General features: G+C 43.9%; 14 protein-coding genes. 12 read left to right on the top strand and 2 right to left on the bottom strand.

Going from position 1 to position 14103, the window contains the following annotated elements:
• Window positions 1-182 precede the first annotated feature (182 nt).
• From WSWS_RS07000 to WSWS_RS06985, 4 genes are all read left to right on the top strand, one after another.
• Window positions 183-1505 (top strand): dihydrolipoyl dehydrogenase family protein, encoded by a 1323-nt coding sequence (locus WSWS_RS07000; protein WP_070230596.1) that lies wholly within the window; start codon window positions 183-185, stop codon window positions 1503-1505.
• A gap of 396 nt (window positions 1506-1901) precedes the next feature.
• Window positions 1902-3125, top strand: coding sequence for a PTS sugar transporter subunit IIC (locus WSWS_RS06995; RefSeq protein ID WP_236151163.1), 1224 nt, complete (start codon window positions 1902-1904; stop codon window positions 3123-3125).
• 151 nt (window positions 3126-3276) lie between these two features.
• On the top strand, window positions 3277-4311 hold the full coding sequence (locus WSWS_RS06990; RefSeq protein ID WP_181777847.1) for a branched-chain amino acid aminotransferase: 1035 nt from the start codon (window positions 3277-3279) through the stop codon (window positions 4309-4311).
• Between the two features lie 121 nt (window positions 4312-4432).
• Window positions 4433-5146 carry a 2-keto-4-pentenoate hydratase gene (locus WSWS_RS06985; RefSeq protein WP_236151162.1) on the top strand — a complete coding sequence of 238 codons (714 nt, stop codon included), beginning with the start codon at window positions 4433-4435 and terminating at the stop codon, window positions 5144-5146.
• A gap of 105 nt (window positions 5147-5251) precedes the next feature.
• On the opposite strand, the gene trmD is transcribed toward WSWS_RS06985, so the two are convergent.
• Both trmD and rimM read right to left on the bottom strand, forming a co-directional pair.
• Complete coding sequence (gene trmD / locus WSWS_RS06980) at window positions 5252-5986, bottom strand: tRNA (guanosine(37)-N1)-methyltransferase TrmD (RefSeq protein ID WP_070230593.1); 735 nt, start codon at window positions 5984-5986, stop codon at window positions 5252-5254.
• Between the two features lies 1 nt (window position 5987).
• On the bottom strand, window positions 5988-6491 hold the full coding sequence (rimM, locus tag WSWS_RS06975) for a ribosome maturation factor RimM (protein WP_070230592.1): 504 nt from the start codon (window positions 6489-6491) through the stop codon (window positions 5988-5990).
• Between the two features lie 222 nt (window positions 6492-6713).
• On the opposite strand from rimM, the gene WSWS_RS06970 reads away from it, so the two are divergent.
• The 8 genes from WSWS_RS06970 (at window position 6714) to WSWS_RS06935 (ending at window position 14073) form a co-directional block, all read left to right on the top strand.
• Complete coding sequence (locus tag WSWS_RS06970) at window positions 6714-8009, top strand: hypothetical protein (protein WP_070230591.1); 1296 nt, start codon at window positions 6714-6716, stop codon at window positions 8007-8009.
• A gap of 1 nt (window position 8010) precedes the next feature.
• Window positions 8011-8856, top strand: a complete 846-nt coding sequence (locus WSWS_RS06965; protein ID WP_070230590.1) for an NEAT domain-containing protein — start codon at window positions 8011-8013, stop codon at window positions 8854-8856.
• Window positions 8849-9712: an ABC transporter substrate-binding protein gene (locus WSWS_RS06960; RefSeq protein ID WP_070230589.1), complete on the top strand. Its 864-nt coding sequence runs from the start codon at window positions 8849-8851 to the stop codon at window positions 9710-9712. Before WSWS_RS06965 ends, WSWS_RS06960 begins: the two co-directional genes overlap by 8 nt.
• Window positions 9696-10622 carry an iron chelate uptake ABC transporter family permease subunit gene (locus tag WSWS_RS06955; RefSeq protein ID WP_070230588.1) on the top strand — a complete coding sequence of 309 codons (927 nt, stop codon included), beginning with the start codon at window positions 9696-9698 and terminating at the stop codon, window positions 10620-10622. Before WSWS_RS06960 ends, WSWS_RS06955 begins: the two co-directional genes overlap by 17 nt.
• Entirely contained in the window at window positions 10603-11277 is a 675-nt protein-coding gene (locus WSWS_RS06950; RefSeq protein WP_070230587.1) for an ATP-binding cassette domain-containing protein, read from the top strand. The genes WSWS_RS06955 and WSWS_RS06950 overlap by 20 nt, the downstream gene beginning before the upstream one ends.
• A gap of 44 nt (window positions 11278-11321) precedes the next feature.
• A complete protein-coding gene (locus WSWS_RS06945) occupies window positions 11322-12671 on the top strand; it encodes a hypothetical protein (protein ID WP_070230586.1) in 1350 nt (449 codons plus the stop codon).
• A 71-nt stretch (window positions 12672-12742) separates the two neighbouring features.
• Window positions 12743-13588, top strand: coding sequence for a methyltransferase domain-containing protein (locus WSWS_RS06940; protein ID WP_070230585.1), 846 nt, complete (start codon window positions 12743-12745; stop codon window positions 13586-13588).
• Between the two features lie 14 nt (window positions 13589-13602).
• Window positions 13603-14073 (top strand): YcjF family protein, encoded by a 471-nt coding sequence (locus WSWS_RS06935; protein WP_070230584.1) that lies wholly within the window; start codon window positions 13603-13605, stop codon window positions 14071-14073.
• Window positions 14074-14103: the final 30 nt, after the last annotated feature.

The raw sequence follows: 14103 nt of genomic DNA, 5'->3' as shown, positions 1-14103 counted from the left end.
AAAAACCAACAAATGACTACGGTGATTTGTTGGTTTTTTTGTATGGAATTTAAATAAAAGTTTGGTTGGCCACATTTTTCAATTCTGATGCAATAGTTGTGTCGTATCTTAAGTTGCTTAGCGTGTTAAAATAGAGTCATTAAAAGAGGAGGGCACTTTTCGGAAAGTGCACAATAAAACTTATGACAAAATATGATTTTGATGTGTTATACATTGGTGCTGGTCATGGAACGTTCGATGGAGCGATCCCATTGGCTGCACGCGGTGTTAAGGTTGGTGTTGTTGAATTTGCTGAAATTGGAGGAACATGCCCAAATCGTGGCTGCAACCCAAAGATTGCCTTGGACGATCCCGTGGTTGTACAACGACAACAAGAAGCCTTGACGGGTCACAAGCAAGCACCAATTGATTGGTCAGCTGCAGTGGCTCACAAGCATGACGTTATCAAGGACTTGCCTGACATGATTGAAGGCTTCATTACTAGCCATGGCATTCAAGTGTTGGGTGGTCGTGGTCACTTGTTTGATGAGCACACGGTTCATGTCAACGGTGTGGCTTACACTGCTGAAAAGATTGTGATTGCTACTGGTTTGCGGCCACACCGTTTGGACGTTCCTGGTACTGAATTGGCCCATGATTCAGAAGAGTTCATGAATTTGCCAGTGATGCCAAAGTCATTGGTTGTTGTTGGTGCTGGTTACGTGGGAATGGAATTTGCCACCATGGCTAACGCAGCAGGGGCTGATGTCACTGTTATCATGCGACATGACCGTGCGCTACGTCAATTCCCAGCAAAGTATGTTGAGTTTGTTGTAGCAGACTTGAAGGCACGTGGTGTCAAGTTTGTGACCAATGCTGAAGTGGCTGAATTTAAGCGTACCAGTGAGGGTGTCACCGTTGAAACTGATCTTGGTTCGTTTGATGCTGAGTGGGTTTTGGATGCGACTGGTCGTGTTCCTAACGTTCAAAACATGGGTCTCGAAGAAATTGGTGTTGAATTTAATGAGCGTGGTATCGTGGTCAATGATCACTTGCAAACGTCTGTGCCATCAATCTATGCTTCTGGGGATGTGATTGATAAGACTCAACCTCGTTTGACACCAACAGCAGTCTTTGAGTCAACGTACTTGATGCATCAATTTGCTGGTGATACTACGGATGCCATCGATTACCCAGTCATTCCACACACAACCTTTACATCACCACGTATTGCTGCGGTTGGTGTGACTTTGGATGATGCATTGGCTAACCCTGATTTGTATGATGTCGCTGAACATGACATTTCACAAGATTGGTACCGTCAAGTTAAAAATGAAAAGGGCTTTAACGCCATCATTAAGAACAAAGATGGTTTGTTAGTGGGAGCCGTGGAAGTTTCTGATCGCGCTGAAGATGTCATCAATACACTGTCACCAGTGATTGAATTGAAGCTGGATGCTGCACAACTAGAGCGGATTATTACGATTTTCCCTGCAATCGCCAATGATAGTTTTGGTCAAATTTAAGGCTTAACCAAGCATGAGAAAATCTCTGCACACTTGTTGTTCAGAGATTTTTTTATTGGGCTAAAACACCGGAGCAACAATGGAATTTCCGGTGAGGATATTTTAATTTAAATGAGCCTTAAATGAGTTTATTTTAATAAAAGTGTTGACAGTGTATTTTATACCTGGCATAATAAGTCCAACGAAAAGCAAAGGAAAATAACATTATGACTTCATCAGCAATGTACAACGCAAACATTATTTTGATTAGCAACGTCTTGATTATTATCTAGGTGGCTAATCATATTTTGATGTGACCAGCCACTACATAATGGGGGTTGGTGATGAAGTATATGTTTAGGCATACCCATCACTCGTGATGGGTATGCCTTTTTCTATATCTAGGAGGATTGGTTTATGACAGAGGAAGAGAAGCGACGGATGACGTCACAAGAGAAAGCGGAGGCCGCTACCAAGGCCGCCCCGCATGAAGATCGTTCGGAAGAAGAGGTGTTGTTACCAGGGCAAGGTCAATTGACGCGTCCGGAAGAGACCATGACGATGAAAGACTGGGTCTTCTCAGTTTCCCAAGGGATTTCAAACGTCATTTTGGCGGTCTTGGGGATGGGGCTGTTGATGGGTTCTATCGGTCAAATCTTGATGAATTTTGGCGTGACTAATTTCGGCCAAGCATTGGTTGATAGCGGTCAAATCGGCCAAAAGTTGTTAGCACCAGCTTTGGGTGTCGGGATTGCCTATATGCTACGTACCAATATCTTGACGATTGGTGCAGCCATGATCGCAGCACACGTCGGCTCAAATGCCGTTTACTTTACTGATGTAGCTATCAAGTCAGGTCACACGGCAACTGGCTGGCAAGCGACTGCCGCCCAATTACCAGCAGGCTCTTTGGTGCAAACTGCTGGGCAACCGGTTTCAGCTGTGTTAGCGGGGTTAGTTGCTGCATTGATTGGGAAATGGTTGACTGGGAAAACGCCACTCGATATGTTGTTGGTCCCCCTAGCAGCAACCCTTGGTGGTTCAATTTTTGGTCTGGGAGCCGCCACAGTAACCACACCACTCTTGAATAGCATTTCAGAAGCTTTGGCAGAAACCATGAAGATTAGCCCAGTTCTAGGAGCTGCTGTCGTGTCATTTGCTTGGTTAACATTCTTGATGACGCCAGCCTCTTCAGCGGCACTGGCAATCGCCGTTATGTTGGATCCGATGTCGAGTGGTGCGGCTTTGATTGGAACTGCTTCGGCCTTTGCCATGTACACGGCGATGGCTTGGGCCCAGAATAATTGGGGTGCTCGGATGGCAACTTTGCTGGGCACACCGAAGATTCAATTTCCGAATTTGTTGAAGAGTCCTTTGTTGTACGTGGGACCCGCTGTGATTGCAGCCGTTAACGCCGTCGTCGCCGTCGTATATTTTGATTTCCAAGTACCATATACTATCGCCGGCTTAGGATTAAATGGATTTATTGCCCCAATTGCTTTGTTATCGACTCCTAAGTTGTTTTGGACTTTAATGGCCTTTGGTGTGGTAATTCCAGCTGTCTTATCGGTTGTTTATTACTATGTTTTGAAAATGGTTGGTTTGGCGAAAAAGGGAGATTTGTTCCTTGAAGTCGTTTAAATCATATCCTTGATTTTTTTATGAGAATAGTCTCATAAACGCATTGACTTTTAATTTTAAGGGTGTGATAATGACATCAATCAACGAAAAAGAAATTTAACTTATGGCATCAACATAGCTAACATGTTTTGTATTAAGGGAGGAAATAGCAATGACAGCAGCACAACCATCAGATTTTAATTGGAATGATCTTGGGTTTGAATATCACGAACTACCTAAGCGGTACCGAGCATATTTCAAAGACGATGTCTGGTCAGCCGGTGCCTTGGAGACCGATCCAGAAATCAAAGTACATGAAGCGGCGACCGGGCTTCATTATGGTCAAAACATTTTTGAAGGTTTGAAAGCCTATCGTCGTAAGGATGGGGGCATCAATCTTTTCCGTCCAGATATGAACGCTGCACGCTTCAATCGCTCAGCTGCGCGGTTGCTGATGGCGCCCTTACCAGAAGATCAATTTGTTGATGCTTTGAAGGCTGTGGTTAAGGAACTGCAAGATTTTGTACCGCCTTATGGATCGGGGGCGACGTTGTATCTGCGACCATTCATGTTTGGAAATGGGCCAGTCGTGGGCGTTCATCCTGCTGATGAATATGTTTTCGAAGTATATGCTACCCCAGTGGGTGCCTACTACAAGGGTGGCCTCACCCCAACTGCCTACGTCACCGATCAGTTTGATCGGGCAGCCTACGGTGGTACTGGCCAGGCCAAGGCAGCCGGTAATTATGGTGCTTCAATGTTGCCTGGGGATCGGGCGCATCGCAATGGTTTCTCGGACGTCGTGTACTTGGATCCTCGTGAGCATAAGTATATTGAAGAATTAGGATCAGCCAATTTCTTTGGTATTACAAAAGATGGTCGTTTCTTGACGCCTAAGTCACCTTCAATCTTACCTTCAGTGACCAAGTATTCTTTGCTTGAAGTGGCCGAAGAGGTGGGCTTAAAGGCTGAAGAAACAGTCATTTCAATCGAAGACTTGGATGTATTTGCCGAAGCTGGCGCAATGGGTACAGCAGCCGTGATTAGTCCAGTTGGCTCAATCACACATAATGGTGAAAAGCATGTCTTTTATTCAGAGACTGAAGTTGGTCCATGGACACAAAAGTTGTACGATCGTTTAACTAGTTTGCAGTTTGGTGATTCAGCCGATACATTTGGTTGGACAGTCGATGTACCATTAGATTAATTTTTTAAAAAGCAAAGAAAAGAAAAAGAGGATCATATTATGACATCTGGGATTTGATGCACGTCAGCAAGAACTACTGCAGGCATTATATACAGCTTATACGACCAATCAGCCACTAGATATGACTGCCTGGGACGATGTTGTCAATGACACTGCTACTGGGTACAAGGTGCAAGCAGCATTAGTTGCGATGAAGGTCCAACCAGTAAAGGGATATAAGATTTCGTTAACTAGCGTGACTACGCAACAAATGTTTGATTCTGATACGCCACTCTATGGCGAACAAGTGGCGGATCATGTGTTAGAAAATGATGCAACGGTTTCGCTGGCGACGATGAATGAACCGCTAATTGAAGTGGAAATCGGCTTCACCGCCAAGACCGATTTATATGCCACAATGACTGATGAGGAATTGTTAGCTAATAGTTGGGTTAGTGGCGCAATTGAGGTGCCAGACGCACGGTTTAAAGATTGGTTTCCTAGTCTCAATAAGTATCTGGTTGTCAGTGATACAGCAGTTGGCGGCTATATCGAATTAGGCAATCGGGTAGACGGGGCTACTTTGACACCCTCAGATTTGGCACAAGTGCAAGTTGATTTACTCCTAGATGGGGTGAGTGTTGCAGCAGGTGCTTCAACTGAAGTACTTGATAATCCAATGAATGCTTTACGTTGGTTGGTTCACCAGTTAGCAGCCGAGGGTCGTTTCGTACAGGCGGGACAATCAGTTTCGTCAGGTACTTTCTTTGTACCACCACACTTAACAACGGGTACTTATGAAGCAAAATTCACAGGTAGCTACACCGGCACAACGACCTTACATGTGCAAGATTAATTAAAAAGCAGTTGCTTGCTAGCAACTGCTTTTTATGTGCCCTTCAGCGGTTAATAGTCTGGCCAAATAAAAAACGACAACTTATTAGAAAGTTGTCGTACAAAGTTATTCTTTTTCTTCAGCTTTAATTTCATTAAGTAATTTATGCTCTTCTGGAGTGAAGGCATAGTTTTCAAGCAAATCCGGGCGCCGATGATAGGTGCGTCGTAGGGATTCTTTTTTGCGCCAACGATCAATATTGGCATGATGCCCACTGAGTAAGACATCTGGTACTTTCAGGCCACGGAAATCAGCCGGACGCGTATATTGAGGATACTCTAACAAACCAGTTGAAAACGAGTCATCAACGGCGGACATTTCATCTCCCAATGCTTCGTCTAACAAGCGAACGGTTGCATCGATCACAGTCATCGCGCCTAATTCACCACCAGTTAGTACGAAATCGCCGATTGAGATTTCATCAGTGACTAATTCTCGAATGCGTTCGTCATAACCTTCATAGTGACCGGCAATGAAGGTCAGATGTTCTTCATGCGCTAACTCCTCTGCCATGGCTTGATTGAAAGTCTTGCCCGCTGGATCGAGGAGGATGACCCGCCCACGATTACCGGCTTCGGCCTCTACATGGGCCATCGCATCAAAAATGGGTTGGGGCATAAGTAACATGCCCTGGCCACCGCCGTACACGACATCATCAACATTGTTATGCTTATTATCGGTATAGTCACGAAAATCAATGACGTTAAACTCGACTAAGCCGCGTTCGATGACTTTGCCCATAATTGACTCACGCATCGGCGCAAACATATTAGGGAAAATACTTAGGACATCAATTCGCATATTACACTTCCTCAAGTAGATTTACATGGGCCGTTTTAGCTTCCAAATCAATCTCAGTGACGACTTGTTCGGTGAAGGGCAGGTATAAGTCATCCTTACCTTTGCTGCCAACCACCCAAACGTCGTTGGCGGGTAGCTGCAAAATTTCTTTGACAGAACCAAGTTCACTGTTGTCTTCATTATTAATCACGGTTAATCCAACAATGTCATGGTAATAGTATTCATCATCATCCAAGTCTTGTAGATCAGCGTCAGCGACCTGCAAATCATGGCCCTTAAATTGCTCAACGAGGTTAATATTTTGCAAATCAACAAAGCTTAACAAGATGAATTGCTTATGTGGACGTACCGTTGCAATAGTAACTTTGGTCGGTGTCTTGCCATCGATGACCAGTTCCTTACCTTTAACAAAACGTTCTTCGGGGAAATCTGTTGTAGCGATGACGCGAACTTCACCACGGATACCATGTGTATTCACGATGCTACCAACTTTATATAGTGCCATTTGGGGACTCCTGATTCTTCTACATTCTCGATTAAGTATATCAGAAAATGAAACCGATAGGGATGGTTAGTGACCTAATGGTAATGTGTGTTTTTTGTGAAGAAACAGTGAAACTTTTTTTGCTAAAAACTTAAAAATCGATTTTTGCAAAGTAGTTTGTTATAAAGTACACTTAGTTAGTGAATTATAGAACAAATTTTTAGGGTATTTAAGGGGTATATTATGAATTTTATTTCTAAGTCGGCTGCTGTCCTTGCAACGTTGACACTTGTTGGGACGAGCACTGTTGTTAGCTCAACCATCATCGTGCCACAGACTGTGGTATCAGCTGCTACAACGGCAACTAAGGTCATGCCTGACGGTGACTATGCAGCGAGTGCATTTATTGAGAAGACTGATAATACTACCGGCACCGGCACTGGTACGGCAAGTACTATGGCCAGCATGTGGGGTGGTGATGCGACTACCGGTGTGACACCAGTTGCTATTTCAGTCAAAGATGATGTCGCTACGGTCACTTTATCACAAAGTAGCATGTTTACAGCCGTACCTAATATGACCTTTGATGGCAAGGCGATGACTGGGACTAAAAATGGTGAGAGTACTCAGAGTGGTACTTGGACGGTTGATCTGCCGGCTAATACTTTGACAAATGGATCAACGCACTCGGTTTCATTGACGGTTGATGCTGGTCCTTATGGACAAATGCACCATACGGTCTTGGTCACCATTCAATCAGGAATGGCCGATTTAGTCGAGACACCAACGGTTTCTTCAAGCGCGACATCAGCTAGTGTCAGTTCTTCATCATCAGTGGCCACTGCCACAAGTGATAAAACAGCTACGGATAATACCACTGCTACAAGTACCGCAGCTAAGGTTAACAACACGTTAGCGTACTCAGTGTTGCAAGCCGACAAGCAGAGTGTCTCAGCGGCAAATGATTTCTACACCAAGGAAGCAACTTACGTTCAAAATGCGGATGGGACTTATACAGTTTCCGTCCAAGTATTTGAACCAAGCCAACCAGCAACCACTTTTACTTTGGCATCTGGTAACACTCATGGTGAAAAGATTGTTTCTGAAGCAGCCTATACTAGTAATGGCATGGATGGACATTTGTTAACATATTCATTTAACGTTGCTGCATTGGATGATTTGAATGCATTAATTGCACAACAAATTCATGTTAAGGTTGACGGTATCGAAGACAACGACTATGCAGTCTATTTGCAGTTCAAGGCGATTAGTACAACGGGAGCAACGACCCCAGTGGCCACTCCTGCAAAGAATGCAACGACATCATCAACATCAGCAGCAGGGGTGGTTAATCAAGCTACTAGTGCCAAGGCTAACACAGCATCCGCTGACAGTTCTGAAACTGCATCATCATCATCATCTGACAATGCCTTACCAACCACGGCTGCCAGCCGAGTGAGTGTTTTGGGCGTTACATTATTGATGGCCATCGCGGGTATTTTCGCAGCAGTAAAGTTGAACCGACGCCGAGGCAACTAAGATGAAAATTGTCCGTATTTTACTAACGAGCTGTGCGCTTGTCTTTGCGTTGATGTTTAGTAAGCCTGCCTACGCTGACTATACAGCCAGTTACGTGGTTGAACAGGCAGGTAGTTCAAGTACATCAGTTGCCAATAGTTACTTTACGCAACCAGCCAAGATTGCGATCGCCGGCCAACAATATCGCGTAACCATGACAATTAGTACGGCTGATTCATTAGGGGCGTATCCGGTCAAAATTTTAAATATTGCCGGGCAACAACCAAGTGTTTCAAAATGGGCGACCGGTGGACGGCACTACTACGCGTTTTCATTTACGACAGCCAATCTGGTTAACCGGCTGAATGGTAGCATGCAAGTTGACATCAATAGCATCAATTATCATCACACCTATGGGTTTGGCGTCGTGATAAACGCTGGTGGTGTGCCAGAGATTGCTAGTTCAAGTGTGAGCCGGCAAACTTCAGCAGTTACGAGCGCGTCTACGGTCCAAAATACCAAAGCAAGTACGGCTACAACGCAAGCAACGTCTAAGTCAACTAGCCGTTCAGCAACAAAATCAACTAGCCAAGCGCAAAGGACAGCAAAAGCTGCTACCAATCAGACAAGCAGTTCCAGCAAAAAGGTCACTAAGACCGCCAAGCAGACTGCAAAAAAGGGCACTACAAGCCGGGCTTCATCAAAAAAGAAATCAGGCACTAGTAAGCCGACGGTAGCGCAACAAAAAAACACGTCGCAGCAAACTAAGCAGCAAAAAATGAATAAAATCACAGCTTCAATCGGCATTGGCGTCGTGGCCATTGGGGCTATCGGCGGCGGTATTTGGTGGTATAGGCATCATGTTTAAACGGTATTGGCGAATTTGGCTGGGTGCCATCGTGATTATCATCATTGCGGGTAGTACATGGTTGTTACGACCACAAATGATTGCCAGACAAGCCCAGCAACGGGTGGTGGTTACCACAGTTGGGTTGGCAGATATTTTTGCTAAGTTAGATATTCCGGTGGTTGGTGTTCCTACGACCACGGCCACATTAGCAGCGAGTCAAAAAAAGCTACCAAAAGTTGGGGATCATGTGACGCCCAACTTTGAAAAGATAATCAGTTTGCAACCAGACGTTGTGTACGTTGATGCTAGTTTAGTCTCAGATTATCGGCCTAAACTACGGGCCCACAAAATTCGGGTCGTCGGTGTTGACATGGGAACAGCTGCTAAGCAAAATAAAGCTATTTTGCATTTTGGTAAGTTATTTAAGCGCACCGCACAAGCCCGGCAGTTGGTGCAAAAATTAACGATACCCACCGTGCATCCTAAGCATCCTGTCTCAGTTTTAGTATTGTTGGGTATGCCTGGTGGTCAGAGTATGGTCGCAACGTCACAAAGTTATGTTGGTGATTTAGTCGTGCGGGCAGGTGGTCGACTTATTCAAGACGATCAAAAATCGGCGTATATGCTTTTAAATTCAGAAACGATTTTAAAAGCTAAGCCGCAGGTGATCATTCGGATAGCTCACGCCATGCCTGAAATTGTGCAACAACAATTTAATAACGAATTTAAAACAGGTATTTGGCCAAGACTGCCGGCTGTTCAAAAGCATCAGGTTTATGATGGGCATGCACCAAAGTTTTCACCTAGTGCAAATGATCACGTCCAGCAGACATATCAGCAAATAAAGGCATGGATCGATGAAGCAAATAAATAAATATAAAAAATTAGGGCTAGCCACATTAGTTGGCGCCCTTTTTGTTAGTTGTGGCTTAGCATTATTTTGGCCAAATGGCCAGCAAGAGTGGCTGATTATTTCACAAATTAGATTGCCACGCATGCTGGCCGCGTTACTCGTTGGCAGCATGGTAGCGATCAGCAGTTGGTTAGTGCAAATTGTGTTCCAAGAAAAAATGATTGATGCAGCCAATCTAGGGCTAATGGATGGGCCATACTTTTTGGTACTATTAAGTATTGTGATTGTCCCTGACTTGGCGAATGACCGTGTCATCATTGGGGCCGTTGCCGGCGGATTAATGATGTTCGTGATCAGTCACCTGCAAAATATTCATCAATTGTATGGGCGTTCACTGATCCTAAGTGGTTTAGCGACGGCAATCTTCTTTTTGGCAATGACCCATATCATCGCATCAGGTGATGGTATGCGCGGGGTCACGCTCGGTAGTGTGACCTGGTTAGATATTATATTTTTATTGGGTATCCTGACCCTGAGTGGCTTGGTATTGAGTAGTTATTATCCAAAGTTACGCTTCCTAGCCTTGCCTGAGGTACAACTGCAGCAATTACCGTTAGCGGTTGATCGTATCAGGTGGCAAAGTTTACTCATCGCTGGGGTGTTAGCGGGTAGTGCTGCTAGTGTCTTAGGGAGTGTGTTATTTGTTGGGGTGATGATGCAATTTATGCTTGGCATGCTTTGGCACCGGCCAATGTACCGACGACTAGGCCTTTCCGTATTGCTGGGTATGACTATTTTTAATGTTGGTGATATCTTAAGCGCGCATATGCTGGGTAGTCGTCAGTTACCGAGTGCTGATGTCATTCAACTAACAGCCGTGGGTGTGTTATTAGTGATGCGAGGAATAATTTATGCAAAAAGAAGAATTTAATTGGACAGACCTCACAGTTACAGCCGGACAGCGTGTATTGATTACGACACCGGCATTGCATCTCGCAGGTGGTGTGACAATTGTCTTGGGGGAAAATGGGGTTGGTAAAACCCAGTTATTACGAACTTTACATGCCACGGATCGGCTGAATTTGCGCTACTTACCACAAACTAATGCTGTTTTTGATGAAGATTTAACTGTGCAAGAAATTTTAGATTTAGTCACCGCGCGTATTGGTCAAGATGCATACCAAACCTTAGTGCAGACGTTTGGGGTACAGGCCCTCTTATCGCAACGTCTTGGCACACTTTCTGGTGGTCAAAAGCAGCGTGTTTGGTTAGTCTATGCGTTACAACAAGTGGCAACTGGTTATCTGCTGGATGAACCCTTCAATGCGCTAGATATTGCGTATCAAGCAATTTTAGTAAAATATCTCAAAAAATTAGGACGGGAAAAGCCAGTAGTGGTAGTTGTTCATGATGTGAATTTAGCCTTAATGTTAGGGCAACAATTTTGGCTCGTGCGGCATAATTCGGTTGATGTTTTCGCAACCTTAACGCATGCAGAGCTTGAGAAAACCTATCATACACCACTAAAACGACTTGTTACTGAACTGCATCAGGAACGTTATTTTATTGATATCGATCAATCATAGACGCAGAGTACAATACCTTATAATTAGTTTTTGGGGGTGAATAGATGAAGTGGTTGTGGAAAATAACCATCATCATAGCTAGTGCGATACTGATCCTTATAGCCACCACTAAAACCATTACTAACAATGGCAATCGTGATGCAGTCTACACACATATTGATGCAACTAATAATGAGATTGCTGACATGCGACCAAATGACAATAGCGATGATACTGATGCCTTTGTTAAATTGATGAATTATGCACGGATGCATAGTACATCTAAATTACCAATCACGATTAAATTCCCGCAAGGACGTTTTCTTATAGGAAACCACCAAAATTATTTGCCGATATATTTGCCTAGTTATACCACCATCCAAATGGAAAGTAATACGCGAATTGATTTAACTACAAATGTTTCATTCTTAGGCGTTTCGAAGTCGTCAAACGACGGTGGTATCAACAATTTTGCTTGGCAGGGTGGGCAATTTTTGGGTGACGGGTCTAATTACTCAGCTCGGTTTACATTGTTTCATGGACATGATATGAAGTTTGCAAATATGCGTTTCAAAACAGCTATCTTATATAATAATCATGCCTTTGACATTAATGGATCTGAAAAAATCTTGTTAGATCACAACCAATTTTTGGGCTATGGCAACGGTAGTAATTTCGACCGTAAAAGTGAATCACATATTGCGACGTCAGAAGCAATTCAGTTGGATTACGGTCGGTTAAATAGTTCATTTGGACAGCATGATCAAGCGATGATGATCAGGTTAGTACCAAATTTTGTCAGTTTAGCGCAACAACTAAACTTTCCGGCAGATATCACTATTTCAAATTCGACTTTTGGGAAGGCAAGGCTAGCTAATGGACGATACACCATTGGCCAGAACCCGTTGGGCGCACATGCATATACCTCTAATATGGGGCGTTCAGCTACTAATATTTCATTTATTAATAATACCGTTTCCGATAGTATTGCTCAGAGAATCTGGGTTAAGGTCAACGGCCAAACACAATTGAATCACTATTCTGGTGTGTTACATTTTTTGCCCGTTAACCATTTAATTATTGCTAATAATGTCTTTAGGAGTGATGCTGTACCTGGGAGTTGGATTAGTCTTTATTCCCGGCAAGCGTTCAAAAACACTTCAAACGTCGCAATTATGGGTAACCGTTTCGAAACTAAAAGTAAGCGTGCACCAGTGCTAGCAATGACAGATACAAATATTACTGCAGGTGGCTCGATGTCGGCAATCAATGTAACTAATAATATAGTAAGTTATGTGGCAAGCCCTGATCAGATATCCTCTAATCAGGCGCAAATGGCGACATTGTTAATCTGGCAACGTGGTAAACAAAGAGGGTTACCCAACCTAAGTGTTCAAAACAATCATCCTCGTTAATCACTTCCATAATCAGGAAAGTTTTGAAAATGTTGATATAATAGCATCAGAAGAACTGAAAAGAGATGACTATGAAGAAAATTGAAAAGGGTACGCAATTTGTCACACGTAACTTAGCGCTATTCCGTTGTAATGTTGATCATTTACCATATGATTATATAGAAGGAACTAGTTTGGTGTGTGCTGCGGGGCATCGCTTGGACATTAATAAAAAAGGTAGCTTGGTATTTTTGAATCATGCCGTGAATACGGAATATGATGATGCGATGCTGGTTTCACGCCGTAAAGTGTTAACAGCCGGGTTATTTGATGGGATTGTGGCAGGGATGCAGCGGGCGTTGCCAACTGAGAAGCTACGCATTCTAGATGTCGGCACTGGGGAGGGAACCCCCTTTGCAAAATTGTTAGCTGCACGGGCCACCCAGGATATTGGTGTGGGGTTTGACATCAGCAAGGCGGGAGTTAATCTGGCAACACAATTAGATACATCTGCTTTTTTTGCGGTGGCTGATCTAGCACAATTACCTTTTAATGATGCTGTATTTGATGCAGTCGTTGAATTTTTTTCACCTTCTGCGTATGAAGAATTTAACCGGGTTTTAGCTCCAAATGGTACAATTGTTAAAATTGTGCCCGCGTCAGGTTATCTACATGAATTGCGGGAATTGTTATACCCAGTGGAATCACCTAACCATACCTATGATAATTCACGGGTGGTTGAACTGTTCAAGCAGCATTATCCAGCTGCGACAGTTGAACAGGTAACCTATGAATGGATCATTCCGAGTGACCTATGGGTCGATTTGTTACACATGACACCGTTACATTGGGGCGCGCGACCGGAGGCACAAACTGCTGCTGAGACGCAACCGCTCCCGAAGGTCACGGTTGATGTCATGGTATTAAAAAGCAAATAGTAAGGAGACTGCTGATGATTAAGAAAACCATACGTACTGTTCAAGAAGTAGCCACTGGCTTAACACAACGACAACAAGCAGCCGCGATTATTCATACGGCAACGATCGCAGCTGCCGGTGTGGGTGCTTCACCTGTACCGTTTGCTGATGAGGTCGTGATTGTGCCCGCACAAGTGGGGATGATTACAGCACTGTACAAGTTATATGGCAAAGAGATCAATGCTGGTTTTGCACGCGGCATGTCATCAGCAACGATGGCAACCACTTTTGCTCATCTAACCTTGGGTAATTTTATGAAAATTTTACCTGGTGTTGGGACGATTACTGGGGGCATTATTAATGCTAGTTTTGCAGCCACTGTGACCGAAACGATGGGCTGGAAATTGGTAGAACGGCTTGAAAAGGGCGCTGAGGTGCAACAAGAGGATTTAAATCAAGCAGTGAAAAAAGCGCTTCGACTTTTTGGTAAAGCTAAAAACAAGTAAGCAGCCTAGCTAATTTTGGCCCTTTTTTGA

This window comes from Weissella soli, assembly GCF_001761545.1.
GTDB lineage: Bacteria > Bacillota > Bacilli > Lactobacillales > Lactobacillaceae > Weissella > Weissella soli.
The sequence above is the reverse complement of the archived record's forward strand: the minus strand, read 5'-3'. Positions and strand labels throughout refer to the sequence as shown.